Origin of the sequence: Azospirillum sp. A29 (genome assembly GCF_042604625.1) — a bacterium.
In the GTDB taxonomy this organism is placed as follows: Bacteria; Pseudomonadota; Alphaproteobacteria; order Azospirillales; family Azospirillaceae; genus Azospirillum; species Azospirillum palustre.
In genome coordinates this window covers 70,911-97,500 of record NZ_CP170467.1, presented here as the reverse complement: position 1 = coordinate 97,500, position 26,590 = coordinate 70,911, and the positions used below count along the sequence as shown (strand labels likewise).

At 67.7% G+C, this 26,590-nt stretch carries 19 protein-coding genes (1 of these 19 running past the window's edge); 4 read left to right on the top strand and 15 right to left on the bottom strand.

Annotated features, from left to right (window positions below):
• Positions 1-323, top strand: the 3' end of a protein-coding gene (locus tag ABNQ38_RS28610) for a monovalent cation:proton antiporter-2 (CPA2) family protein (RefSeq protein WP_377810719.1). Its footprint begins 1,375 nt before the window's first position; the window shows 323 of its 1,698 coding nt (coding positions 1,376-1,698); the start codon falls outside the window, past its left edge; its stop codon occupies positions 321-323.
• Between the two features lie 6 nt (positions 324-329).
• Here the strand turns inward: ABNQ38_RS28610 and ABNQ38_RS28605 are convergent, their stop codons facing one another.
• Genes ABNQ38_RS28605 through ABNQ38_RS28590 form a run of 4 tightly spaced genes read right to left on the bottom strand, consistent with a single transcriptional unit; the run spans position 330 to position 4,201 of the window.
• Positions 330-1,367 (bottom strand): sulfate/molybdate ABC transporter ATP-binding protein, encoded by a 1,038-nt coding sequence (locus ABNQ38_RS28605; protein WP_377810718.1) that lies wholly within the window; start codon positions 1,365-1,367, stop codon positions 330-332.
• A gap of 31 nt (positions 1,368-1,398) precedes the next feature.
• Positions 1,399-2,298: a sulfate ABC transporter permease subunit CysW gene (gene cysW / locus ABNQ38_RS28600; protein WP_377810717.1), complete on the bottom strand. Its 900-nt coding sequence runs from the start codon at positions 2,296-2,298 to the stop codon at positions 1,399-1,401.
• Positions 2,288-3,190: a sulfate ABC transporter permease subunit CysT gene (cysT, locus tag ABNQ38_RS28595; protein WP_098737751.1), complete on the bottom strand. Its 903-nt coding sequence runs from the start codon at positions 3,188-3,190 to the stop codon at positions 2,288-2,290. The genes cysW and cysT overlap by 11 nt, the downstream gene beginning before the upstream one ends.
• Positions 3,191-3,193: 3 nt before the next feature.
• The gene (locus ABNQ38_RS28590) at positions 3,194-4,201 is read right to left on the bottom strand and encodes a sulfate ABC transporter substrate-binding protein (RefSeq protein ID WP_098737752.1); all 1,008 of its coding nucleotides are present in this window, start codon (positions 4,199-4,201) and stop codon (positions 3,194-3,196) included.
• A 249-nt stretch (positions 4,202-4,450) separates the two neighbouring features.
• Between ABNQ38_RS28590 and ABNQ38_RS28585 the strand changes: the two genes are divergently transcribed.
• From ABNQ38_RS28585 to ABNQ38_RS28575, 3 genes are all read left to right on the top strand, one after another.
• Positions 4,451-4,666: a hypothetical protein gene (locus tag ABNQ38_RS28585; protein ID WP_377810716.1), complete on the top strand. Its 216-nt coding sequence runs from the start codon at positions 4,451-4,453 to the stop codon at positions 4,664-4,666.
• A 189-nt stretch (positions 4,667-4,855) separates the two neighbouring features.
• Complete coding sequence (locus ABNQ38_RS28580) at positions 4,856-6,415, top strand: glycosyltransferase (RefSeq protein WP_377810715.1); 1,560 nt, start codon at positions 4,856-4,858, stop codon at positions 6,413-6,415.
• 4 nt (positions 6,416-6,419) lie between these two features.
• Positions 6,420-7,643, top strand: a complete 1,224-nt coding sequence (locus tag ABNQ38_RS28575) for a hypothetical protein (protein ID WP_377810714.1) — start codon at positions 6,420-6,422, stop codon at positions 7,641-7,643.
• 6 nt (positions 7,644-7,649) lie between these two features.
• Here ABNQ38_RS28575 and ABNQ38_RS28570 read toward each other — a convergent pair whose 3' ends face one another.
• The 11 genes from ABNQ38_RS28570 to ABNQ38_RS28520 all read right to left on the bottom strand — a co-directional run bounded on the left by ABNQ38_RS28570 (position 7,650) and on the right by ABNQ38_RS28520 (position 26,220).
• Positions 7,650-11,063 carry a DEAD/DEAH box helicase gene (locus tag ABNQ38_RS28570; RefSeq protein WP_377810713.1) on the bottom strand — a complete coding sequence of 1,138 codons (3,414 nt, stop codon included), beginning with the start codon at positions 11,061-11,063 and terminating at the stop codon, positions 7,650-7,652.
• A 124-nt stretch (positions 11,064-11,187) separates the two neighbouring features.
• Positions 11,188-11,982, bottom strand: a complete 795-nt coding sequence (locus ABNQ38_RS28565; protein ID WP_377810712.1) for a hypothetical protein — start codon at positions 11,980-11,982, stop codon at positions 11,188-11,190.
• Between the two features lie 57 nt (positions 11,983-12,039).
• The gene (locus tag ABNQ38_RS28560) at positions 12,040-13,227 is read right to left on the bottom strand and encodes a polysaccharide pyruvyl transferase family protein (RefSeq protein ID WP_377810711.1); all 1,188 of its coding nucleotides are present in this window, start codon (positions 13,225-13,227) and stop codon (positions 12,040-12,042) included.
• A gap of 194 nt (positions 13,228-13,421) precedes the next feature.
• The gene (locus ABNQ38_RS28555) at positions 13,422-14,735 is read right to left on the bottom strand and encodes a glycosyltransferase family 4 protein (protein ID WP_377810710.1); all 1,314 of its coding nucleotides are present in this window, start codon (positions 14,733-14,735) and stop codon (positions 13,422-13,424) included.
• A gap of 54 nt (positions 14,736-14,789) precedes the next feature.
• Positions 14,790-16,997, bottom strand: coding sequence for a hypothetical protein (locus ABNQ38_RS28550; RefSeq protein ID WP_377810709.1), 2,208 nt, complete (start codon positions 16,995-16,997; stop codon positions 14,790-14,792).
• On the bottom strand, positions 16,994-18,382 hold the full coding sequence (locus tag ABNQ38_RS28545) for a glycosyltransferase family 4 protein (protein WP_377810708.1): 1,389 nt from the start codon (positions 18,380-18,382) through the stop codon (positions 16,994-16,996). Before ABNQ38_RS28545 ends, ABNQ38_RS28550 begins: the two co-directional genes overlap by 4 nt.
• Positions 18,379-19,206 carry a class I SAM-dependent methyltransferase gene (locus tag ABNQ38_RS28540; protein ID WP_109050705.1) on the bottom strand — a complete coding sequence of 276 codons (828 nt, stop codon included), beginning with the start codon at positions 19,204-19,206 and terminating at the stop codon, positions 18,379-18,381. Before ABNQ38_RS28540 ends, ABNQ38_RS28545 begins: the two co-directional genes overlap by 4 nt.
• Complete coding sequence (locus tag ABNQ38_RS28535; protein WP_377810707.1) at positions 19,203-21,494, bottom strand: glycosyltransferase; 2,292 nt, start codon at positions 21,492-21,494, stop codon at positions 19,203-19,205. Before ABNQ38_RS28535 ends, ABNQ38_RS28540 begins: the two co-directional genes overlap by 4 nt.
• Before the next feature lie 153 nt (positions 21,495-21,647).
• Positions 21,648-22,466 (bottom strand): calcium-binding protein, encoded by an 819-nt coding sequence (locus tag ABNQ38_RS28530; protein ID WP_377810706.1) that lies wholly within the window; start codon positions 22,464-22,466, stop codon positions 21,648-21,650.
• Between the two features lie 665 nt (positions 22,467-23,131).
• Entirely contained in the window at positions 23,132-24,487 is a 1,356-nt protein-coding gene (locus tag ABNQ38_RS28525) for an HlyD family type I secretion periplasmic adaptor subunit (protein WP_377810705.1), read from the bottom strand.
• On the bottom strand, positions 24,484-26,220 hold the full coding sequence (locus tag ABNQ38_RS28520; RefSeq protein ID WP_377810704.1) for a type I secretion system permease/ATPase: 1,737 nt from the start codon (positions 26,218-26,220) through the stop codon (positions 24,484-24,486). Before ABNQ38_RS28520 ends, ABNQ38_RS28525 begins: the two co-directional genes overlap by 4 nt.
• Positions 26,221-26,590: the final 370 nt, after the last annotated feature.

The following is a 26,590-nucleotide window of genomic DNA, read 5'->3' as shown; positions in this document are numbered from 1 at the left end:
TGCGCGCCGCCGGGATCGAGCGGGCGCGGGCGGCCGTCATCACGCTGAACCGGCCGGACGCCGCGCACCGCGCCGTGGAGGCGATCCATGCCACGGCCCCCAATCTGCCGATCATCGCCCGCGCCCACGATCTGGGCCAGAGTGCGGCTCTGGCGAATGCGGGCGCCAGCGCCATCGTGCCGGAAACCATGGAGGCCAGCCTGCAGTTGGCCGGCCTCGTCCTGCGCAGCGCCGGGGTCGAGGCCGCGGCGGTGGACCTCAGCCTGAAGGCCCACCGCGACGGCAATTATCGGACTCTCGCCGATCAGCAGTCGGCGGGCTGACAAATATCAGCGGGCGAACACCCGCGCCCGGTCGATGTGGATCGCGCAGCGGTCGCCGGCGGCGATGCCGAGCGTGGCGAGGCGTTCGCGGTCCATCTCCGCCTCCAGCGACAGGCCGGCGAGGTCGATGTCGATCCGGGCATCCGGCCCGACGACATGGATACCGGAAATGCGCGCCGGACCGGCCGAGGCCGGGGTGACTCCAAGGTCGTGCGGGCGGACATAGGCGACTGCCGGCCCCTGCACGCCTCCCTGGGTCGGGATGGCCAGGGCACCGCCGCCGACGTGGGCGATGCCGCCCTCCACCGTGCAGTCGAAACGGTTCACTTGGCCGAGGAACTCATAGACGAAGGCGGAGGCCGGGTGATCGTAGACCTCCGCCGGCGTGCCGATCTGCTCGATCCGGCCCTGGTTCATCACGACGACCCGGTCGGCCAATTCCAGCGCCTCCTCCTGGTCGTGGGTGACGAAGACGGAGGTGATGTGGATGTCGTCATGCAGCTTGCGCAGCCAGCGCCGCAGCTCCTTGCGGACCTTGGCGTCGAGGGCGCCGAAGGGTTCGTCGAGCAGCAGCACCTTCGGCTCGATGGCCAGCGCGCGGGCCAGCGCCACGCGCTGACGCTGGCCGCCCGACAGCTGCGCCGGATAACGCCCGGCGAAGGGCGACAGCTGCACCAGTTCCAGCAGCTCGGTCACACGCCGCTTGATTTCGGCGGAGCCGGGGCGCTCGCCGCGCGGCCGCACCTTGAGGCCGAAGGCAACGTTGTCGAACACCGTCATATGGCGGAACAGGGCGTAATGCTGGAAGACGAAGCCGACCTGCCGGTCGCGCGGCTTCAGCCCCAGCGCCTCCTCGCCATTCAGCAGCAGACCGCCGCCATCGGGGCTTTCCAGCCCGGCCATGATGCGCAGCAGCGTGGTCTTGCCCGAGCCGGAGGGGCCGAGCAGGGCCAGAAGTTCCCCCGACTTCACCTCCAGGTCGACGGAATCGAGGGCGGTGAAATCGTTGAAGCGCTTGGTGATGCCTGAAACCTGGATCGCCATTGGTCCCGTTTTCCTCTCCAGAGCCCGGCGATCAGTGCCGGGACGCCGCCAGCTCATCCCCGAAGCGCCACTCCAGCGCGGTCTTCACGACCAGCGTGACCAGGGCCAGCATGGCCAGGAGCGAGGCGACCGCGAAGGCGGCGACGAAATTGTATTCATTGTAGAGAATTTCGACATGCAGCGGCATCGTGTTGGTCTCGCCGCGGATATGGCCGGAGACGACCGACACGGCGCCGAACTCGCCCATCGCGCGGGCGTTGCACAGCAGCACGCCGTAGAGCAGACCCCATTTGATGTTGGGGATCGTCACCCGCCAGAAGGTTTGCCAGCCGGACGCGCCCAGCACCAGTGCCGCCTCCTCCTCGTCGGAGCCCTGTTCCTGCATCAGCGGGATCAGTTCGCGCGCCACGAAGGGGAAGGTGACGAAGATGGTGGCGAGCACCAGCCCAGGCACGGCGAAGATGATCTGAACGCCCATGTCGCGCAGGTAGGTGCCGAACAGCCCGTTCATGCCGAACAGCAGGACGTAGATCAGGCCGGAGATCACCGGCGACACCGAGAAAGGTAGGTCGATCAGCGTTATCAGCAGATTCTTGCCACGAAAGTCGAACTTGGCGACGCACCAGGAGGCGGCAACGCCGAACAGCAGGTTGGCCGGCACCGAAATGGCGGCGACGATCAGCGTCAGCTCGATCGCGGCGACCGCGTCCGGTTCGGTCAGCGCCAGCCAATAGGCGCCGAAGCCGCGGCGCAGCGCCTCGGCGAACACCGCCACCAGGGGAAGCAGCAGGAACAGCGCCAGGAACAGCAGGGCTCCGCCGATCAGAAGCGCCCGGACCCAGCCGGGTTCGGTCAGCGCGGATCGCCCCGGCGGCACCGGGATGGAGGCCGGGGCGGTTATGCTGGTGCTTGCAGACGTCTCAGCGGGCATGGCGCGACCTCATCCACTGCTGAAGGAGGTTGAGGATCAGGAGCATGACGAAGGACACCCCCAGCATCGCCGTACCGACCGCGGCGGCGCCGGCATAGTCGTACTGCTCCAGCTTGATGACGATCAGCAGCGGCAGGATCTCCGTCAGGCCCGGCATGTTGCCGGCGATGAAGATGACCGAGCCGTATTCACCGACGCCGCGGGCGAAGGACAGAGCGAAGCCGGTGACCAGCGCCGGCAGGATGGCCGGCAGGATGACGCTGCGGAAGGTCTGGAAACGCGAGGCGCCCAGCGAGGCCGCTGCCTCCTCCTCCTCCGCCGGCAGATCCTGCAGGATCGGCTGCACCGTGCGGACGACGAACGGAAGGCCGATGAAGGTCAGCGCGATGGCGATGCCGAGCGGCGTGAAGGCGACCTTCATGCCGAACAGCTCGTTCAGCGGCTTGCCCAGCCAGCCGTTCGGGGCATAGAGCGCACTCAGCGCGATGCCGGCCACCGCCGTCGGCAGAGCGAAGGGCAGATCGACCAGCGCATCCACCAGCCGCTTGCCGGGGAAGTCGTAGCGGACCAGCACCCACGCAACGAGGAAACCGAAGATCGCGTTGGTCAGCGCCGCGGCGAAGGACAGCCCGAAGCTGACCTCGAAGGCGGCGAGAACCCGGGGTGTCGTCACCGCCGACCAGAACCCGCTCCAGCCAAGCCCGCTGGACCTGACGATCAGGGCGGCCAGCGGGACCAGCACGATGAAGCCGAGATAGCTGAGCGTGAAGCCCAGCGTCAGCCCGAAACCGGGGAGAACGCTGGGCTTCCGGAAGAGAGGAACGGGGGCGCGGACCGTCACCGCACCCCCCTTTCCTGCCAGAGCGCCGTCGCTGTCGGCAGCGGCGACCATAGGTCAACGCCCCTTCTGGAAGATCTGATCGAAGACACCACCATCCGAGAAGTGCTTCTCCTGTGCGGCACGCCAGCCCCCGAATTGGTCGATGGTGACCAGCTTAACATCGGCGAAGCGTCCCGCATACTGGCTCGCCAGTTCCGGGAGACGGGGACGGTAGAAGTTCTTGGCGGCAATCTCCTGCCCTTCGCGGGTATAGAGGAACTGGAGATAAGCCTCGGCCACCTTGCGGGTTCCCTTGCGGTCGACGACCTTGTCGACGACGGCGACCGGCGGCTCGGCCAGGATCGACAGGCTGGGGACCACGATTTCGAACTTGTCGGCGCCGAATTCCTGCAGAGACAGGTAGGCCTCGTTCTCCCAGGCCAGCAGCACGTCGCCGATCTCGCGCTGGGTGAAGGTCACGGTGGCGCCGCGGGCGCCGCTGTCCAGAACCGGGACGTTCTTCAGGAGCTGCGCCACGAATTCCTTGGCCTTGCCCTCGTCACCGCCGTTGGCCTGGAGGGCGTAGGCCCAGGCGGCCAGATAGTTCCAGCGCGCGCCGCCCGACGTCTTCGGGTTCGGGGTGATGACCTGGACGCCGGGCTTCACCAGATCGTTCCAGTCCTTGATCCCCTTCGGATTGCCCTTCTTCACCAGGAACACGATGGTCGAGGTGTAGGGGGAGCTGTTGTTCGGCAGGCGGCTCTGCCAGTCCTTCGGCAGCAGCCCGGTATCGGCGATGGCATCGATGTCGTAGCCCAGCGCCAGGGTCACGATGTCGGCATCCAGCCCGTCGATCACAGAACGCGCCTGCTTGCCGGAGCCGCCATGCGACTGCCGCACGGTCAGGGCGCGGCCGGTTTCGGCTTCCCACTTCTTGGCAAATGCCTTGTTGAACTCAACATAGAATTCCCGGGTGGGATCGTAGGACACGTTCAGCAGCGAGTCCTTGGAATCGGCGGCGGCCACACCCAGCCAGGCCATGGTCAGACCGGCGGCGAGAAGAGTCAGGCGGCGAAGCGACATGACAGAGGGTCTCCTTCGGTGGCTCCTGAATTGCACGGGAATTTTTAGTGGTACCCGCAGCAACTTTTCTATTTCTTGTGTAGAGTTTGCCGATGGCTGGTGCGCTTGGGAAGTGGTTTTTTCGCCGATTTCCGCGGGAAATCCGCAAGACGCAATCAACCCATTGGCGGTAAAGCAAAAAACGGTTCCAGAAAATCCGTGCCGCCTCTTGTCGCCAAGCCCGCGCCCTATGGGGGCAGATGGGGAAGGATGACCGGAAGCGGCAACTTTACCGGCCTTGCTTTGTTGATTACCGACAGATCGACACTGTCAGGAGAAAACGCAATGGCTGGCCCTTCCCGGAATGTGGGCACCGAACTCCCGAAGGCCGGCACCTCGCGGGGCCTGGGGCGCCCCGCCATGTGGACCATTCTTGGCATCCTCGCGGCGCTCTCCCTGCTGCTGCTGTTCTTCCCGACCTGGTAACGGCACCCGGCGGCCACGTGCCTTCCCGATCCGGGGCGGCACGTGGCAACCGACATGGCGACCGTGTCGCGGAGCGAGTGCATTGACAGCTGTCGGCATCGCACCTATCGGTGGAAACGGATGCCGGCACAATCCCGCCCCGTCGAGGCGCCGCCGGTGGCCGCTGCGCCAGCCGGGATTTTTCCAACGATGCAAGCCTCCGATTCACATGCCACCGAACTGACCGACCTGATTGCCCGCCTTTGCGGTCCGGCCGGAACCGGCGAGGCGTTGAAGGCGATCTCCGACAGCTGCGAGTCCGCCAGGGCCACGGGGCTGGGGCAGGATGCGGCTGCAATGGAAAGGCTGGACGGCGCGACCGCCGGCCTGGACCCTATCCTGCGCGAATCGGCGCTGGCCTATGTCTCCGGCGATCTGCACCGTTACCTGCATATCCTGGAGATGCTGAACACTGTGCTGGATCTGGCATCGCTGGACGGCATCAACCAGATCTTCTGGTCGATGCAGCGCCAGCTGTTCCTGATGCGGATGGACTTGGGCTCGGTGCCCGATTTCGTCGTCGGACACCTCTTTCCCTTCTACGAACGGTTCCTGCGGCAGGTTGCGGTGCGGCTGGATCTGGTTCCGGCCGGACGGCAGGCAGGCATGCCCGATGCGGGACGGGTGGTCATCGTCACCAACCAGTTCCTGTCCGCCGAACACCAGCCGTCGCGCGACCTGCTGCTACTGGCGGTGCGGTTGCAGCGCGACCTGGGCCGGACGGTGCTGGTGCTGAACACCAACATGATGCCGGACCGCTATTACAGTGCTTTCGTCCCGCCCTTTGCCGCCGCGGTGGAAGACAGGCTGTCGGGAGAGCAGAAGATCCGCTGCGGCGGCCAGCGTATCCGCATGCTGTCCTCCACCGCGCCCGGCTTCACAGCCGACAAGCTCACAGGCTTCCTGTCTGCGGTGGAGGCATTCGACCCTGATCTGGTGATCGGTTTCGGCGGTTCGGTGATCGTCGCCGACCTGCTGGGAAGCGCGTATCCCGTCATGTGCGTCCCCACCACCAGCGGGCGGACCATGTCGCTCGCCGACATTGTCCTCGGCTACGGCGATCATGCGCCGCCGGCCGACGGGAGCCGGTTGACGCGATCCTGGCGGCCGTCACGCTTCAGCCTGTCGGTACAAAGCACGGGGGATACCGAGACGCGCGCCCGATTCTCCCTGCTGGAGCGGGAGTTCGTCTGCGTCGTTGTCGGCAACCGACTGGATGCCGAGGCCGACGGCGCGTTCCTGGACTTACTGGGACGGATTCTGGACGCGGTGCCGCAGGCTCTGGTGCTGTTCGCCGGCGGGGTGGAACGCTTGCCCGGACGGCTGGCCGCGAACCGCCACGCCGGACGGCTGCGCAGCCTGGGCCATGTCGACCGGATGGAGGCGCTGGTCTCGGTCTGCGACCTGTTCGTCAATCCGCGCCGTACAGGCGGCGGCGGCGGGGCGGCGCAAGCGATGGCGGGCGGCCTGCCGGTGCTGTCCTTCGAGGTCGGTGACGTCGCCAGCGTGGCCGGACCGTCCTTCGTGGTAGCCGACGACGACGCCTTCGTCGCCCGTGCCGTCGCCCTGGCGGGCGATCCGGCGCTGCTGGCCGAGGCGCGGCAGGAAGCCCGTACCCGCATTGAGGCGGTCGAGCGGGAGGGCGCCGACATCGCGCAGCTTTCCGCCTATATGGCCGAGGCGGTCAGCCTGTTCGAAAAGCGGAGATAGCGGCATGCGCTTCCTGCTGTGCGGACAGGGCACGTCGGAAATCCTGTGGTCGATCCAGGCGGCTCTGGTCGATCTGGGGCATGAGTCGGTGCTGGCGCTGCCCGATATCTCACAGGATGTGATCGACCGCCGCGTCGACGCCCTGTTCGTGCTGAATTTGTTCGAGATCCCCAGGCCGACCGTTGAGATGCTGCGTGACTACATCGCGCAGTTCGGCACTCCCCCAGCCATCGTCCATATCTGCCTGAAGCATCCGCTGGAGGAGATTGGCGCCGTCAACGCCGAACAGATCCGCGATGCCGACCGCTGGATGGCCGAAAACGACGTTTCCATGTGGTGCATGTGCCAGGGATCGGCCGAACAGGCCGTCCGGCTGGGGCTGAGCCGGGTCTTCCACGAACCGCTGGGCATCCATCGCTGGATCTGCACCGCCCCCGCGGCGGACGGATCGGTCGATCTGTACAAGCGCTGGATGGCGCCGGACACGCCCGGACTGCGACGTCACCCCTATGCCGCGATGAAGGGGCAATCCGATGCCGATGCGGAATCGTCGGTGCGGGACCGTGTCCTCTATCTGGGGCAGGGCTGGCCGGAGCATCCGGAAGCCGGGCGTGAGCCGGTTCAACCGGCAATCCGGCGCGAGGCGGCAGCGGTGGCGGCGGCGATGACGGAACGGCCGGCACTGCACCGGGTACAGGCCATGGACAGTTGCGGGCTGGCCAACCGCTCGGCGGACCCGGCTTGGACGTTGGACTTCAACCGCGCCTTCACCATCGCCTTCGCGGTGGAGAACCGCCGCCGCTTCGCCGCCGCCCTGCGCCGCGGTCTGGGCGAGGGGTTCTCGCTGTGGGGCAATGGATGGGAACGCTTCGGCCTCAAGGCCGGTCCGGTCTCGCCGGCGCCGCGCAACGCCTACCCCGAAGCGACAGCCTGCCTGGATTTCGGCAGCCTCGCCTTCGACACGGCGATTTTTCCCAGAACGCTGGAAATCGTCAAACGCAACGGGCTGCTGGTCAGTTGGCGCCATGCCGACACCGCCCGGCTGTTCGGGCCAACTGAGGACCGGTTGACCTTCGCGGGAGAGGACGACGCCGTCAGCCTTCTCTCGGCCCTGTCCGGGGACGCCGACCGCCGCGCGAGGCTGCGGTCGGCGCATCTGGAGCATTGCTTCGACACCCTGGCGCTGACCGCCATCCTGCCGCGGGTCATCGGTCACGCCTGTCGCTGAAAGGACCTATTCCCGCTTTCGCCGCTGTGCCTTGCGGACGATTGTTTCGATGCAGTCGAGCACGCGGGACGCATTCGCCAGCCGGCTTTCGGCATCCGGCGCCTCCAGCGCTGCCGACAGGCGGTCATCCTGCGCTCGCAGGACGCCTTTCGAGCGCTTCGCCAGCGTCGCCGCCCTTACCTCGGCGCGCTCGCCCCGCAGGGTGACCGCCACGCCCGCCGGGCCGCAGCCGAGCGAGGCGATGCCCAATGCCCGGCAGCGGCAGCGCAGCCCGGCGATGGCCAGCAACCGCTCCACCGGGGCCGGCAGCGGGCCGAAGCGATCCTCCATCTCCTCGCGCAGGGCGTCCAGTTCGCCCGCCTCCCGGGTGCGGGCGATGCGGCGGTGCAGGCCGATGCGCAGCTCCTCTTCCGGGATGTAGGCCGACGGGATGCAGTGCGGCACCGCGACAGTTACCTCCGGATCCCAGCGCGCATCGGGCTGGCGGCGCAGCGCCCGCAGGGCGTCGGCCAGGATGCGCTGGTAGAGTTCGGTCCCAACCGCACGCAAATGGCCGCTCTGATCCTCGCCCAGCAGGTCGCCTGCTCCGCGCTGGTCGAGATCGAGCATGCTCAACACGAAGCCGCCGCCCAGGCTTTCAATCATCTCCAGCGAGCCGAGCCGGCGCGCTGTCCGCTCCTCCAACGGGTGGTCGGGATCGGTCAACAGATAGGCGTAGCCCTGCACCGCTCCACGGCCGACCCGGCCGCGCAGCTGGTGCAGCTGGCCGAGCCCGAACAGGTCAGGGCGGAACAGCAGCAGGGTATTGGCACGTGGAATGTCGATGCCGGATTCGATGATCGGCGTCGCCAGCAGGATGTCGCTCTCGCCATCGACGAAACCCATCACGGCATCGTCCAGCGCCGCCGCTCCCAGCCGGCCATGCGCCACGGCGATGCGGGCCGACGGGACGAGCCCGCGGATCCACGCCTCCAGTTCGCCGAGGTCGGCGATGCGCGGGGTAACGCAGAAGACCTGTCCGCCGCGTCCCAACTCACGCAGCAGAGCGGCACGGGCCGTGGTCGGGTCGCGGGGCGTGACGGCGGTCCGTACCGGCCGGCGGCGGGCCGGCGGCGTATCGATGACGCTAAGGCCGCGCAGACCCGCCAGGGCGCCCTGCAAGGTGCGCGGAATCGGGGTGGCGCTGAGCGCGAGGCTGTGGACGCCCTTGATGCGCCGCTTCAAGGCCTGCTTCTGCGTCGCGCCGAAGCGCTGCTCCTCATCCACCACCATCAGGCCGAGACGCTGGAACCGGACATCCTTGGACAACAGGGCATGGGTGCCGATGACGATGTCGACCGACCCGTCGGCCAGCCCGGCGCGCACGCGGTCGCTCTCGGCCTTGGTCATGGCCCCGGTCAGCGGCTCCAGCCTGACGCCGAAGCCGGCGAAGCGGCGGCGGAACACGTCGAGATGCTGGCGGGCGAGGACGGAGGTCGGGGCCATCACCGCGACCTGATGGCCGGCGAAGGCAACCGCAGCGGCGGCGCGCAACGCCACTTCGGTCTTGCCATAGCCGACGTCGGCGCAGACCAGATGGTCCATCGGCTGGCCCTGGCGCATGGAGTCGAGCACGGTCTGGATGGCGCGGCGCTGCCCCTCGGTCGGATCGAAGCCGAATCGGGCGCCGAAGCGGCGCATGCGGTCGGCCGGCGGGTCGATGACCGGCGCCGTCTCCCGCGCGCGGCGGCGGGCTTCGCGCAGGATGCCCTTGGCGGTCTCGCCGATCTCCGCCTCCAGCACGGCGCGGCGTTCCAGCCAATGGGCGTTCTTCAGGCTGTCGAGCTTCGCACCGGTGTCGGTCGAGCCGTGGCGCCACAGCCGGTCGAAATCGGCGGTCGGCACCAGCAGCCGGTCGTCATGGGCATAGTCCAGCACCAGGAAATCGGCGGTGGCCTCCTCGCCGTCGCCGGAGGCGATGGTCTCCAGCCCGATCAGCCGGCCGATGCCATAATCGAGGTGCACGACGAAGTCGCCGGTCGACAGTTCGGACGGGGCCAGCGGTGGCCGGACCTGCGCCTCGCCGCCGCGTTCCTCGGCATGGCGGGGAGCGACCAGCACGGTCATGCCGTCGCAGGTGAAGCCATCGGCGGTCCGCAAAGCCAGCACGGCGCAGTCTCCCGCCGCCAGCGGCGGATCCGGCCAGCGGTCCAGCCGGGGCACCGGGCGCCCCAATGCCGAAGACGCTCGCTCGGCCAGCCGGTCGGCCTCGCCCGCACCGGATCGGGCGGCGAGCAGCACGGCACGGTCCTCCCCGACCAGACCCGCAGCCCGGCGCAGCAGCGTGCGCTCGGTGCGTACCGCCTCCACGACAGGGCCAGTCGTCACCTCCACCGGCAGCAAGGTCCGTACGGCCAGTTTTTCGTCCAGCGCGTCGGCGTCGATCAGCCGGCGTTCCAGCGGCGGGACCGGCAGCAGACAGGGATCGCCGCGCCGGATCCGCCTGTCGATCCCTGCCTCGGCCAGATCGTCGGCCCGTGCCTCGATGCGGTCGCGCGCACCGGCGTCCAGCACGACCAGCGCCTCCGGCAGCAGGTCCAGCAGCAACGGGCAGTCGTCGAAAACATTGGGAAGCTGGAGGTCGAAGGCATAGGGTCGGCGGCCTTCCTCCAACTCCCGCCGCAGCCCCTCCGGCAGGGCGGATCCCAATCGGGCAAGGCTGGCCGCCAGCCGGTCGAGCATCTCCGGCCCGACGATCAGGTCGGTGACCGGCCCCAGCGCAAGCTCGTCGATCGATTCGACCGAGCGCTGGGACACCGGATGGTAGAGGCGCAGGTCGCGTACCACCCCGTCGGCGATGTCGCAACGGACCGGGCGGTCGCAGTGGCCGGGAAAGACCTCCACCACCGCTCCTCGGATCGCCACCTCGCCGGGCTCGTCGACCCGGTCGTCCATCACATAGCCGTTGCGGGCGAACCAGCCGCGCCAGGCGGCCTCGTCATAGGCCATGCCGCGGGTCAGGCGGAAATGCCCGCCAGCCCAGGCCTGCGGCGGCGGCACCCTCTGCAAGGCCAGGTCGGCGGAGGCCACCACCAGCCGCCCACCGGCTGGCTCCCCCCCTTCGGCAAGCCGCATCAGCCCGACGGCGCGGCGGCCCAGCACCGCCCGCGACGGGGCGGCACGGTCACCGGCCGCCGTCTCGTCGATGGGCAGCAGAATGGTGTCGAGATCGGGGAAAATGTCGCCCACCAGCCCTGCCAGCCGGGTGGCACGCGCATCGCTGCGGGCAAGCAGCAGGACACCGCCGGGCCGCCGGGCGAGGGCCGCAAGCCGGATGGCCAGTTCACCCTCGCTGCCGACGGATAAGCTGGCGGGGGACGATGCAGGAACCGGAAATGGCGCATCGGGGGCGGGTTCGACGACGGGAAATCCGTCAAGCATGTGGGCAGGCTCCGCTTTATCGCACCGCACGGCCCCCGAAGGGTGGGCCGTCAGGGCCGCGAAGGTTAAACACCGCCGGGTCCCCGGCGGTTGCCTACCCTTCAGTCTAGCGGAACCTTCCCGATCAGTGGAGCACCAGCCAGCCGACCAGAACCGCCAGGAAAGCGCCCGCCGTCGACCCCAGCACGGTCAGCAGCGGCGACCACCCTGCCCCGCCGGTCTTTTCCGCCGATGCGCTGTCCAGTCCGCGCAGGCTCTGGTCCATCCGCATCAGGAAAACCTCCAGGCCGCCGACACGCTCGGACAGTTCGCGCACGGACTCGGCCAGGGCGTCGGAACGCTCGCCATGGGCTGTTTCCAGGCGGGATGCGTCGGCCCGCAGCGCCGTCACCCCCTCCCCCGCATCGCGCAGCAGCCGGCCGATGGTCTGCTGCGCGGCGGCAAGCTGGCGCTGGTCGCGGCGCAAAGCGTCGATCCGCTCGCCGATGCGATGCAGATGCGGACCCAGCAGCCGGTCGAGCCGCTGGTCCTCCGGGTTCGGCTGGGCGAAGGTCGCCGTCTCGCCGGTCGAGGGCGATCTCACCACCGCCACCACCCGCGACGGGTCCGCCCCCTCCGGCAGGATCACCTCAGCCTCGAAGGCATGGGCACCGTCACCGATGCCGCCGCCGGCCAGATCGGGCCGCGGACGGTCGGCCGCCACCCGTGCCAGCATTTCCGGCGGACCGCCGTCCCGTTCCAGCCGCAACTCGACCTCCAGCCGGTCGGCCGGATGGTTGCCGTCCCAGGCCCAGCCGAAGACACGCCCCCCCTGCAAGGCGTCGATATGACCGACGATGGCCGCCGCTTGCGGTGCGTCGAGGGGATCGGCCACGGGGGTGGAGTCGCGAAGCTCGACGATCTTGGCAGTGGCGGACATGGGACCGCTTTCCGGTTGTTCTGGACGATTGTTGGGCTGGAAAAGGCGCGTCTGCGCTTACGCCGCCTTGCGTTCCGTGGTGCGGCGCAGGGTGTGGCTGGGCATGCGGTGGGGAACGTAGTTCTCGTCCAGGAACTCCCGCATGTCGCGATAGCGCTGGTAGTAGGTGCGGTTGAACTTCTCGAACAGGCTCTGGTCCCAATATTCCTCAAGGACGAAGGGCTTGTCCGAATAGACATTGTAGCAGGGGATCGCGAAGGTCTCCGCGAACTCCGCCGTGCGGCTGTCATAGCTGAAGTAAACCGACGGCGTGGCGTTCGACAGGGCCATCAGGTTGCCGTGCAGGCGATAGCCGAGCACGAGATCCTTCGACCGCACGAGATTCTCATAATCGGCGACGACGTCCGAATACCACAGCCGCTCGCGGTACAGCGCGTCCATCTCATCGTCGAAATACCACTGCTTCAGCCAGGCGCTGTCATGCAGGTGGGCCCAGGCTTCCGCCTTCTGCTCCCCGGTGCCCCAGAGCAGCTTCTTCTCCTCGACCTCGCCCTGCATCATCAGCACGGTGTCGAAGCGGCGGGAAATGTCCTTCACGAAGTCGCGGTGGCGCTCCAGATACTTGCGCACATCCGGCGAATAATGCTTGGAGACCTCACGGCGCATGGTGATGCCGACCTTGCGCACGCTGTCGAGAGCCGGTAGGTCGATGCGCAGTTCCGGGTCGCGGTTGCGGAAGGCGGTGGGGCAGCCGACGATGCGGGTGTTCTTGATGCCGAGGTCCCACAGCACTTCCGCGGTGTAGGTGCCGCGCACGCCGAGCGTCGTCGATTTGTCGGCGATCATCCGCCAGATGCGCTTGCTTTCCTCGGTCAGCGTCAGCTTGCCGGTGGCCGGCGCCTGGGCGCCAACGCCGAAGGCGATGACGGGGATGCGCAGCTTGGCCAGCACCTGGATGGTCGCCGCCGGCCAGTCCATCGAATCGTGGATGTAGTTGCTGCCGCGCAGGAAGACATAGTCGTATTCCGCGTTGATCCGGTCGACCACCTCCTGGCGGAACTCGCGGATCTCCAGCACATCCAGTTTGTCGTAGGTCAGCAGCTTCAACGAGGAGTCGAAGACGAAGGCGTCGCCGATGTTGTGGTAGTGGTCGATGCTGCGCTGGATGTCCTGGTAGCTGTACCAACGCACGCAGTCGTGATCATAGACTTCGCCCGACGGAATCATGACGAGAATGTTGGCCACAGCGGATCTCCCTGGGTTTGGCGTCAATAGGGATGGATGATGCTCGGACTATCGCCGGGACAATTCGAATTGGCGCACAGACCTTGTCTGGAAGGCCTCGTGACTTTCATTCCAATACTAGCAAGATATTCAGAATATGTCGGAGTATAATATTCCACACTTCCGAAAATATCACAGGCCATCTTGCCTTTGTTTTAAGATCGCTGGGCCACTGCCCGTTCCGGCATGGACGGTGCGGCACCGCTGGCGGCGAGCAGGGTGTCGAACACCTCCGAATGCTGGCGGGCGCACTCGGCACGGTCGATCGGGCGGCGAATGCGCAGGCGCAGGCGGTCCCACAGGTCGGGCGTGGTTAGCGCCTCCGTCATGCGGTCCACCAGATCCTCGACACTGCCATTGCGGAAATGCAGGCCGTCGACGCCGTGGGTCACTTTCTCCGCCATGCCGCCGATGTTGCTGGCGATGATCGGGCGGCCGTGCAGGAAGGCCTCCTGAATAACGACGGGGGAATTCTCCCACCAGATCGATGGGATGATCATCCAGTCGACGTCCTTCATCAGGCCCGGCAGTTCGGCCGAGCGGTAGCTGCCGTAGAAGCGTACACGGTCGCCGGCCTTCTCCACCGCGTCGTTGAAGCGCTTCTGATAGGCCTCCGGCTGGCGTTCCAGATTGCCGCCGAAGATCATCAGCGCGCCATCCTCGCCCCAGACCTTGTCGGAGAGGCGCGATACCGCCTCCACCAGCAGATGCGCGCCCTTGAACTCGGTCAGCTGGCCGAAGAAGGCGAAGCGGTTGCGCTTGCCGCCGCGGGTGACCGGCCGCGGCGGGGCGATGCCCTCGATGGTCAGGCCGTTCTCGATCATGCGGAACTTCTCGCGCGGCAGCCCCCAGTCGACATAGCGGTCGATCAGGAAGTTCGACGGGCTGATGTAGAAGTCGGCCTGCTCCAAAAAGGTCTTCAGGAACAGCTCGCGCTTGAAGAACTCCGCCTCGCCGATGTGCGGGAAGCAGCCGGCGCAGTCGGCCGGGCTGGAGCGGTAGCACAGCGTGTTGCGGCTGGTCTTCACCATCTGGCCGTGGTGATGGCAGATCGACAGATATTCATGCAGCGTCACGACGATGGGAACGCGCGGCAGGGCCTGGCGCACCGCCTGGATCGTCTCGATCCCCAGCCCCAGGAAATGATGGAAATTCACCACGTCCGGCTGCAAGTCGCGGACATAGCGGACGAAGTCCTTCTCCAGCCCCGGCAGGTTGCGGTTGGACAGGCGGAAATGGTCGTAGTCGTTGGCGTAATACAGCACCTCCCGCTCCTTCTGGCGAAGCGCCATCAGGGCAGAGCCGCGGTGCTGGGCGATGGGCGGTGCCACGCGGGCCAGATAGTGGCTTTCCCAGCCCGGCAGGTCGTGCAGACCGTTGTGCAGGTTGTAGGAGGCGACCTCACCCCCGCCCAGCGAGAAGGAGGGGTGGCCATGGCTGATGATCAGCGCGCGCTTGGTCTTGCTCATCGGGTGACCGTCTGTCCTAAGCGGAGGGGGTGAAAACCGGGTGGAAGCAATGTACTAGGCGGCGATCAACGCCTTCCAGCGCTCGGCGAAGCTCCAGTCGTCGACCAGGGCGCTCATGCGCTCCAGCCTGGGGTCGCGGGCGTTGCGGGACTGTTCGTCAACCGCCACCAGCCGCACTTTCGGCAGCCACAGACAGGAACCACCGGCCGCCCGCACCCGCAGGCACAGGTCCAGCCCCTTCGGCTCCAGCCCGAGATAGCGGCCGCCGTCGGCCATTGCGCGCATCAGAAGCTCGCGCGGCAGCAGCGCGCAGTCGGCAGAGGCGGCATCGACCGCGGACGCCTCCTGATCCTTCAGCCAGTCGCGCGGGTAGCCGGCGAAGCGGCGCTCGTAGGTGACGGCACCGCCCGGACCTTCCACCGCGACGATGCCGGCGAAGCGGACGGAATGGTCCTCATACAGCAGGGTCGGGCTGACCATCACCGGGGCCAGTGCGGCGGAACCTACGGCGTTCGGCTTGCGGATCGCGCGTTCCAGTGCAGAGAGCCAGCCGCGTTCGGTCGGCAGGACCGATGGCGACAGCAGCAGGACACGGTCGGCTCTCGCATGCGGCAGGGATGCCGCCATCGCCTCGAACGGGTCGGCGGCGTTGGGAGCGGCCACGAAGCCGACCGCCAGCCGGTAGAAGCCGGCGGCCTGCCGGACCATGCCGGCCAGCCGCTCGTGGGTGCCGGCACCGGCGACGACCAGGATCTCGGCCTCTGCAAAGTCGGGGTCGTTCGCCATCCGGGCGATGTTCAGGTCGACATCCTCGCGCCCGTCGCAGACCGGCAGGATCACCGACACCCGCGGCGTCTTCAGCGCGCGGCCCATCGGATGGAGGACGGAGGACGGGGTCGTCTTCGCGGAGGCCGCGGTGCGCAGCATCGGCCCGAGATGGGTGGAGACAACGCGATCGATGGACGGGCTGTCGGGATTGACCGCGCCCAGCATGCGACGCAGCGAATCGCCGGTCGGCGGCTGGCAGGGCAGCGGCAGGAAGACGATGCCGTCGGCCAGCATCAGCTCCAGATGGAACTCGGCATCGGCAGCAATGCCGGCGGGCTCGCGGGCGAAGGCGGTAAAGCCATGGCCGTCGTTGCCCTGCAGCAGCCGCCCAGCGAACAGCGGATCATGGGCGAAGGCATCGGACACGTCCTTGCGGGCCAGCCGCGACCAGTCGGCGTCCAGCCGCGCCGTCATGCCGCCGCCCTTCACCGTCACCGCACGGACCGCTTGCGTAGGGTCGAGCAGCCAGCCACAGACGAACAGCCCGGCGCCCGGAACGCGCACCGCCATGTCCAGCCCCATGCGCACGGGGGCCTGGATCTGCGATACCGTCTCCACACCGTTGTAGCGGGCGGCGATGGCGGCGGCGACACCGCGGCGGGCGGCATCGCCTTGCAACTGGCCCAGCATGTCGCGGGCATGGGCGGAGGCGACGCCGTCGGCCAGAAGCTGCCGGTGTTCGAAAATGGCGAGATGGCGCCAGCCGTCGGCGGCGCGGAAATGGATACGGCGGATGGTGTCGGGGGCGGCGACCGGGCCTTCCAGAACCGTAAGCAGGCCGGCGGCATCGTCGGGCAGGTCCGGACGGTGGAAGGGGGCGGCGGCGATGGCGTGGGGCCGCACCTCCTCCGCCTCGACCAGCACAGGGGGCAGCACGTGGGAGGCACCGGCCGGGAAGCCGTGCGACCAGCCCTGCACCATCAGCGCGCCGTCGCGGAAACGGCCCAGCACCTCGGCGAAGCCATCAGGGCGGGAAGCCTCCTGCGCCAAGCCGGACAGCAGGCGGGTACGGCGGTGGCCCTCCCCGGCTTCACCCTCGCCCATCGCCGGGCCGGACAGCAAGGTCACGGCGACATCCAGCGCGACGTCCAGCGACTGCGGCTGCACCTCGCGCAATGCCGCGACCAGATGGGCCGGGTTGGTGCGGACATTCGACAGGCGGGGCAGCAGCAGGTGCTTGCCCTGGGCATCCTCGATCTCGATGCGGGACGGACGCATGTGGGCCAGCCCGGCAACGCGGATGGCGCCCAGGAACCAGCGCTCCCCCGCTCCGTCGGTCCAGCAGCCGCCGCGGAAGCGCCCGTCGATCATGCCGTCCAGCATCACCACGCTGTCGGCCGGCAGGGGCTGGTCGATGGCACCGAACAGCATCAGCGTGTCCTCGTCCAGCAGGACGGCGGCGGTGATGTCGGCCTTGGTGCTGCGGTCCTTCATCGGGTGCGATTCCCCTGGATAAGAGCGGCGGGAGCCGGCGAGAGAAGTTCGCCGTAAAGCGCGAGGTGGAGCGACGCGGCCTCCTCCGTCGGGCGGACGGCGGGGATGTTGGCCGACAGCCGCTCCCACAGACCGGCTCCGGTCATGGCGCGGGCCATGACACGGGCGAGGTCGGCGGGGTCGTTGGGGCGAACATGCAGGCCGTCGACGCCGTCGCGCACCGCTTCCGCCATGCCGCCGATGCCGCTGACGATGACCGGGCGGCGGTGCTGGAAGGCCTCCTGAATGACCAGGGGCGCGTTCTCCCACCAGATCGACGGCATCACCACCCAGTCGGCGGCGGCCATCAGCGCCGGCATCTCCTGCGGCCGATAGGGACCATGGGCGGTGGCGAGGCCGCGCGCAGCGTCGAAGCCGTCGGCAACTCGCTGGCGGAATTCCGGCGTCTGGTACAGGCTGCCGCCATGCACGGCCAGCGACGGGGAAAGCCCCTGGCGCGCCATGCGGGCGACGGCGTCGAGCGCCACGGTGACGCCCTTGAACGGATTGAGGTTACCGAAATAGGCGAAGGCATCGCGCACCGCGCCGGGGGCGAGGTCGCGCGCCGGGGCCGGCTCGACGGACGGCCGGCTGTTCGCCATCACCTCGATCCGCGCCGGGTCGAGGCCCCAGGCGATATAGCGGTCGCGCAGAAAGCGGCTGGGCGCCAGGAAGCAGTCGACCAGCCCGAACATCGCCTTGATGTGCTTATCGCGCAGCAGGAACTGGTCGGCCGGACGGTCGGGGAAGCAGCGGTGGCAGGCATCCGGCGACGCCTTGGTGCAGAGCGTGCGCGTCCCGCCTTCGCCGCGCGGCGGGGTCACCATCTGCCCGTCATTGGCGCAGATCGGATAATAGTCGTGCAGCGTATAGACGATCTTCGCATCCGGGCAGACGCGGCGGATCAGGAACAGCATCTCCACGCCCAGCAAAAGCGTGTGATGCACATGCACGATGTCCGGCCGGAAGGCGCGCAGCAGGTTGGACAGGTCGGGGACCAGCCCGTGCAGGTCGATCTGGCTCTGATGGAAATGGTCGAAATGGCCGGCCCACAGCAGCACCTCGTCGGCGCTGCGGCCCAGCGTCTGGAAACCGGTGCCGGGGCGCGGGGCGCGGTGGACGTCGTTGGTGCAGGCCAGGAACAGGCACTCGGCGCCGGCCGCCTTCAGTCCGCCGAACAGCTCATGCGCGAAGATCTCGGTGCCGCCGGGATGCAGGCTCGGGTGGTTGTGCGCGATCAGCAGCACCCGCGGCGGCCGGGCGGCCACCAGCGGCCGCGCCGGCTGGCGCGGAGCGGGACGGGCGGCCTGATTGGCGGGGATCAGCGGAAGGCGGCGCCGGCTCATGGTGCGGTCCCCTTCTCCAGAACCAGCAGGTCTTGGAAATTCTCGGCCTCGCGCTGGCCGCTCCAGTGGCCGCGCATGACGACGCGGGCGGGACGCAGGCCATGGGCGGCGAAGCGGCCGAGCAGGAACTCCTCGTCATAAGCGACGGCGGCGTTGGGATGCTCGGGATCGGCCAGCAGTTCCACGCCGGGCGCATCGCGGAACGGCGGACGGGCGGTGCCCTTGGCGATGCCCGTCCGTGCCGTGGCGTCGGCCAGGAACAGGCTGAGGAAGCAGCGTCCGCCCGGCTTCAGCACGCGCGCGATCTCCGCCGCGTAGCGCTCGGTGTCGGCGGTGCGCAGGTGGGTGATGACGGAGGTCAGGATGACGAAGTCGTAAGTGCCGGCCTTGAAGGGCAGCGTCGCCGTTTCCCCCTCGATCCGGCCATCGGGATTGTAGAGGCCGTTGGCGACGTCGAGATGGTGGAAGCGGAACTCCGGATAGGCCGGCGTGATGGTCGACGCGCACCAGCGGATGCCGTCCAGCACGATGTCAATGCCGTCGTATGACGAGTCCAGATACTGGGTCAGCGGCAGCGCCATGCGGCCAACACCGCAGCCGATCTCCAGAACCTTGTGGTCGGGACGCAGCCCGCCGAGACGGACGAAATGGCGCAGGAATTCCGCCCCGATGGCGCGGAAGTCGCCGTCGCCGATGAAATGCAGCTCGGGCGGCGGCACCGGCAGGAAGCGGTTGCGCGCGATCTGGGCGCAAAGCCACTCCAGCCGCGGATCGGTCTGGCGGCGCAGCACGGCAAGCTGCGGGGTCGGCACGATCGCGTTCATCGGGTCACCTGTGCGGTCTTGCGGGGGCGGCTGCTCCGGGACGGCTGCGCCTCGTCGTCGGCGCACCAGTCACGCGCCATCAGCCCGGCCATGCGGTCGGCCCAGCGGCGGCCATGGAGCCAGCGGTTGTATTCGGAGGCGACTCCCCGGGTGTAGCCCTGGTGCCGGCCGATGGAGCGGCGCTCCAGATGGTACAGTTCCACCGACGGGGCATAGCGGATGTCGAGTCCCTGGTCGCGGATGCGCAGGCAGAGGTCCGAATCCTCGAAGTCGCCGATGATGTAGTCTTCGCAGAAGTCGCCGGCGGCGCTGTAGGCGGCGCGCGTGGTCAGCAGGCAGGCGCCGGTGACGCCGGGCACCGACCGCGGCCGGCAGGCGGCGGTGAAATCGCGCGGCAGGCCCTTGAAGTAATGATGGTTGTACCAAGCGCCTTGCAGGTCGCGGTCGAAATAGAGCCCGGCATGCTGGAGGCTGTCGTCGTCGAACAGCAGCTTCGGCCCCACGGCACCGATGCCGGGACGCTCCTCCAGTGCCGCGACCAGCTGCGGCAGCCAGCCGGCGCGGTCGGGCACCACGTCGGAATTCAGGAGCAGCAGGCGGTTGGCTCGGGCAACGGCGACGCCGGCATTGTTGGCGGCGGAATAGCCGTAATTCGCGCTCTGCACCAGCAGCAGCATCGGCAGGCCGTAGAGCCCGTGGAAGCCGCGCAGCAGATGCACCACCTCGTCCCGCTGCTCCGGGCTGTCGAGCACGAAGACCAGTTCGGCATCGGCCATCGTCGGGTCGGTGGCGAAGCAGGCGATCTGGAAGCGCAGGAACTCCAGCGTACGGTAAAGCGGGATGATGACGGATACCGCGGGCTTGGCCTTGCGCTCGCCATAAACGACCAGTTCCGGCTCGCCGCGGGTGGCGAGATGAGCGGCATGCAGCGGGGCGACGGCCGGGCCGATGACGGTCTCCAGCAGCTCCGGCGTGGCGAAGCGCGGCGGCAGGCTACCCAGCACGGCGGCGCGGGCATCGGCATGGGCGCGCGGACGCGGCGGCGGAACCAGACGCAGGGCCCCACCCGAGGCCAGCCGAAGCTCGGCCGTCACCTGAAGCGCTTCCGCCGGTTCGGGATTGCCGGGAAGATGCAGAACGAAGCCGCTGCGGTCGATGCCACCGGTGCCATAGAGCTTCGCCACATCCTCGCGCGGGAAGCGGTGGGCAAAACGCCCGACCCGGCGTTCGCCGCCGAAGGGCGTGCGCACCACCAGCTCCGCTGCCAGCCCATGCGGGTCGTGCAGCCAGCCGGCGAGGAACAATCCACCATCGGCCGTGGGAACCGCGAGGTCGAGCGAGGCGCCGATGGGCCGCTTGGCATCGGCGGCCTGCCGGCGCGGCAGTGGGGCCAGCGCCTGCAACTCGCTGACCGCCGAGGCGGCGGACACATCGCTGCGGCCGCGTTGAGCGAGGCAGGTCAGCAGATAGTGGCGCAGCGCGGCCGGCGTGTCGGGACGGGCGTTCAGCCGGTCGGTCAGGGTCGGCAGGCCGGTGGATTCCGCGGGAAAGCGGCGGCAGGCGACGCCGTTGGCGCCCAGCACCACCAGCAGATTGCCCGGCACGCACAGACCGCGGTCGATCAGCAGGTCGAAGGCGATGCGTCCCTTGCCGGCCGGATCGGGTCCGATGCAGGCATCGAAGGGTGCCCGCGCCACCGCGTTCGGCGCCAGCACCACCAGACCGCTGATGGCGCCGAAGCGACCGGACAACGCCCCGGCGCAGAGCAAAAGGTCGCCGCCCGCCGTGGCGCGGACCGCCAGCATCGCCGGCTCCGCCGCACGGTCCAGAACCAGCCGGCGGCACAGCCCGGCAAAGGCGGCATCGCGGCGAAGCGCCGGGGTTGAGCAGGCAAAGTCGAACAGGAAGCGCAGCACCCGCAGCCGGGCTGCACCGTCCAGACTGCCCAGCAAACCGGCGGGATCGAGATCGGCGGCACCGGATTCGGTGCGAAGCTCGGCGATCACGCGGTTTCTGGCGATGAAATGGATGGGCATCCGCGGATCGCGCGGTGCCGGCAGGATCGACAGGACGCGCCGTCCGCCCCAGCCGGTGTCGATGGTCAGCGTGGTGAAGGGCGGACGCACCGGCTCCCCGTCGACGCTCGGCGTGATCGGGCCGACGGCATTGGTCGTGCCATCCAGCTTTCCATCCATCGTCCAGGAGACGAGGAGGAAGCGGGGACCCAGCGCCAGAAATTGGGCGGGGGCAATCGACACCGAATTCGGCAGAACGGCGATGACGGTCATGGATGGGATTCCGGCAGCGTCGGTGGGTTTGAAAGTCGAAATCGGCTGACTGCGGGCAAAGGGGGACCGGCGGCGGTTTTGACACCACCGGTCCGTCCTTCTCGTTCAATGCTCAAAGAAGCAGTGGACGATCAGTGCCCGGGCAGTGCCCGGTCAGTGGATGACGAAGAAGTCGTTCGGGTGGTTGTGGATGTCCGCAGCCGAGACACCCTTCAGCGTGATGCTGTCGCCATGGCCGAGGTCGATCACGGCGTCGCCATGCTGGTCGGTGACGCGGGCAGCCAGATCGGCGGCATCGGTCACCTTCAGACCGTTGATGTTGCGGGAGATCTGCAGAACATCCTCGCCGGCCTTGAAGTCCAGGACCACATCCTGGCCGCCGCCGCCGGAGAAGATGAAGACGTCGTGACCGGCACCGCCGATCAGCAGGTCGTCTCCCTTGCCGCCTTCCAGGCGGTCGTTGCCGTCGTCGCCGAACAGGGTGTCGTCGCCGTCACCGCCATTCAGCACGTCGTCGCCGGTGCCGCCGCGCAGCAGGTCGTCGCCCTTGCCGCCATTGAGGATGTCGTTGTGGCCGCCGCCGTACAGCGTATCGTCGCCGGCGCCGCCGTTCAGCACGTCGTCACCGTCGCCCCCCGACAGCACGTCGTCGCCCTTGCCGCCATCCAGCAGATCGCGCCCGGCACCGCCGATCAGCACGTCGTCACCATTCCCCCCCAGGATGATGTCGTCGCCCGAACCGCCGTCGATGATGTCGTCGCCGTTACCCCCCAGCAGCACATCCGCCGACGTGCCGCCATGGATCACGTCCGCCCCGTTCCCCCCGAACAGAGCGTCATGTCCATTGCCGCCGAGCAGAGTGTCGCTTCCGTTGCCCCCCAGCACCAGATCGTTACCCTCGCCGCCGACCAGCAGATCGTCGTGATTCGTGCCGATATGCACGTCGTAGCTGCCCCCAGGAACCGTAGCCATCGTAGGTGTCTCCTTGCGATGTGATTGGGATTTTTGGGCCTTCTTTTGGCCTCGCTCGAAAGGCTGAGCTCGCCTTTCGGTGTAACCAAATCTATCGAGCGGATAGTGTGATAAAACTCGGGCACATGGAAGAGAAAGTTGAGTCGAGACAGAGGATTCTTGCAGTAGAACGCATTGTCGATATTTTCAAAAAGACAGTTACTTTGATTTGCTTCGAATTTCTAAGCAGTTTCCGCTTTAAAAAATGATGGTCAGACCCACATTTTCGCCACCGGGATGCCGCAGACTGGCTGGATTTGCAGGAAAAATCCCAAATCGTTAAAAGAAAGTTTTTAAAATCGGATGGTCCACCCGAAGCCACAGCGGATTTTCTGGCGACGGCAGGACCGTTCATGCCGGCCATGGCGAGACAGTCATCGAAGAAGAGAAAGGAAAATCATCTTATTACTCAACGGCCAAAACAATGCCTGAATACTCCACTATGCAAGCATCGGCCGAATCGACTGCAATAAAACTGCGTTACTTTTGTAGCGAACGTGCAAAAGGGCCGGCGTGGGGGACGCCGGCCCTTCCACGGGGCCGCTTGCCAGGGGATGGAACCCAGGCAAGGGCCCCCACCCGCACCGGCCCGAACGGGGGAGGGCCGGGTGGGATGGCGGTTCCGCTTACTTTTCGCGGAAGGCTCTTTGAAGACCGTCGGTCAACGGCGTCAGGAAATAGTCGATGGCGCGGCGGGCATGGCCGTGGATCATCACCTCGGCCGGCATGCCGGGATGCAGTTCGACATTGGGCAGGGCCTTCAGCTCTGCCACATCCATGCTGATCCGTGCCGCGAAGTAGTAGGCGCCGGTGCGCTCGTCCTCCAACTGGTCGGCCGACAGCGACACCACCTGCCCCGCCACCGGTGGCACGGCTCGCTGGCGGTAGCCGGTCAGCTTCACCATCGCCTTGCTGCCGACCTCCACATTCTGGACGTCGTGGGGAGAGACGCGGGCCTCGACGATCATCGCGTCGTCCTGCGGCACGATGTCGAGGATACCGGCACCAGCCGGGATCACACCGCCGGAGGTGAAGAATTTCAAGCCCGTCACCCGCCCGGCCTGGGGTGCGGTGATGGCTTGGCGCAGCAGCACGTCATCGGCACTGCGCAGCCGTTCCGACAGGTCGGCCACGCTGGCCTGGGCGGCCTGAAGGTCGGTCGACACCTCTGACCGCCGGGTGTTGCCGATGTTGATCATGGTCAGTTCGGCGGCGGCGATGGCCTGTTCCGCCTTGGACTTGTTCGCCATCAGCTCGCCCAGCCGCCCTTCGGAATCGGCGACGTTGCGCTGAAGTTCCAGCAGGCGCGGCTTGCGCTCGTACCCCTTCGCCAGCAGGCCCTGCACCACGCGAGTTTCCTCCTGGGTGTAGCGCAGCCGGTCGGCGGTGGCGATCCGCTGGGATTCCAGTGCCGCGATCTCATCGCGCAGCTGGGAGATCTGCTTGCGCTGGATACCCAGCTGCGCCTCGTAGCTGTCATGGCGGGACCGGAACAGCCGTTCCTCGACCGCCTTCGCCTCCGCCGCCACCGGATTGTCGCGCACCGCCTTCACCAGATCGTCGGCGAACAGCGGCTTGGGTGCGTCCGATTGCTCGGCCCGCAGCCGGCCCAGCCGGGCCAGAGCGGTCCAATATTGCCCCTGCAACTGGGCCACCACCGCCTGGCTTTGCGTGGAATCCATCCGCAGCAACACCTGACCGGCGCGCACGAGGTCGCCGTCTTTGACCAGCAGGTCGCGCAGGATGCCGCCTTCCAGATGGGAGACGGTCTTACGGTGGCTTTCGACCATCACCGTGCCGGCCGCAAGCGCGGCGCTGTCCAGGCTGGCGGTGAAGCCCCAGGTCAGGAATCCGCCGAAACCCACCAGCACCGCCAGCGCGCCGGCCAGCGCCGTACCGCGCAGGGACGGTTCGACCGGAGCCATGTCGATGGTCGCGGTCCAGACCGGCTGGGACGACAGGAGGGGCGTATCGCTGCTCATCGCTGTTCTCCGCTGCGGACAAGGCGGGCAATGGTGGTGTTGGGGCCGGCGGGAGCGCCGCCCGGTTGCACCAGTTTCAGGACGTCGTTGCGGGCACCGAAATGCTCGACCGCGCCGTCCTTCATCACCACCAGCTTGTCGGCGATGGCGACGATGGAGGGGCGGTGGGCGATCATCACCACTGTCGTGCCGTCGGCTTTGACCTTCTGAACGGCACTCAGCAGGGCCTGCTCGCCGTCATGGTCGAGGTTGGAGTTGGGTTCGTCCAGCACCAGCAGGCGCGGGCGGCCGAACAGGGCGCGGGCCAGCGCGATGCGCTGCCGCTGGCCGCCGGACAGGGAAAAGGCGCTGTCGCCGACCGGCGTGTCGTAACCGAAGGGCAAGCGGCCGATCATCTCGTGCACGCCGGCCAACCGCGCGGCGCGGACAATCTCCGCCGGGTCGGCGCTGGCCATGCGCGAGATGTTCTCGCCGATGGTGCCGTCCAGCAGAGCCACCGACTGCGGCACATAGCCGACATATTTGCCGAAGCTCTCGCGCTCCCACAGATAGGTGCTGGTGCCGTCCAGATAGATTCCGCCAGCGGTGGGCTGCCAGACACCGACCAGCAGACGGGCCAGCGTCGATTTTCCCGCCCCCGACGGGCCGATGACGCCCAGCACCTCTCCAGCCTGGACCGCGAAGGTGACGTTGCGCAGCACCGGGCGGTTCAGCCCGGAAGGCACATGGGTGACGCGGTCGACGGTCAGCGCGCCCTGCGGCTGGGGAAGCGGCATGGTGGAACGGGCCGACGCGCCGTTGTTCAGCAGGTCGCGGATGCGGCGGTGCGCCTCCAGCGCCTTCACCCACTGGCGCCAGCCGTCCACCAGCTGTTCGAAGGGGTGCAGCAGGCGGCCGGTGATCAGACCGGCGGCCATCATGCTGCCGGGGGTCACCAGATTGTCGATCACCAGCGTGGCACCGGCGGCGATCACCCCGACCTGCAGGATCATCCGCAGCGAGCGCGACGCGGCAGCCAGACTGCGCGACAGGGTGGCGCCGCGGTCGATCATTCCGGCCGACCCGCTCTGCGCCGACTGCCAGCGCCGGGCCAGCGCCGGCAGCATGCCCATCGCCTCGATGGCTTCGGCATGGCGGACCGTGCCGGCGATGTCGGCGAAGACGCGGGCCGAGGCCTCGTTCGCCTGGGCCATCGGCCGCCGGGTCAGCATGTCGGTCAGCACACCCATCACCAGCAGCACCAGGGCGGAGACGATGGCGAGCAGGCCATAGACCGGATGCAGCAGGAACAGGATCGCCAGGAAGATCGGCGCCCAGGCCAGTTCCAGCGGGGCGGTCACGGCACTGCTGGTCATGAAGCTGCGCAGGTCGTTCAGATCGCGCATGGTCTGCGCCGCATTGCGCGGGCCGCCCGACAGCGCGTCGACGATGGAGGCCTCCAGCGCCGGAACGTTGAAGCGGTGGGCGATCACGGCGCTGGTCACCAGGAAGGCGCGGGCGCGGATGAAGTCCAGCACACCATACAGCGCCAGCGCCCCCACCGCGATGATCGCCAGCATCGTCAGCGTTTCCAGGCTGCGGCTGCTCATCACCCGGTCATAGACCTGCATGGTGAAGAGTGGCAGCACCAGCATCAGGACGTTCACGAACAGGCTGAGGACACCGGCCAGCAGCAGGCCCTGTCCGATCTTCCGGTAGGCTTGGGTCAGCAGGGGCCGATCCACGGAACTCATCTTCGATCCTTCCTGCAGGAGGATTCGCCACCTGATGCGGCGCTGGAAATCGGGGAAAACAGGAAAAGCTGCCGGCGGCGACGGACGCGGGACAGGAAGCCGGCTGGGGGGATGCCGGATGCGGCCTGCCCGGTGACCGGGAGACCGCCTATGCAGGGACAGATCCTGACGCGGGGGGAAGCGTCGGCGGATTTGGCACGCTTAAGCTTTACACCGGAGACATTTTAGAGACGTGTGACAAGTTTGGGCAGCACCCCTTTCCAGCATCCAAAAAAGGGGTAGGAAACGGCAGCTAAGTCACTGACAGAAAAAGCAGAAACTGGACCTCACCCAAGGTCTTAGGCCCTTCGGGGGAGGGTTTCCAGCAATC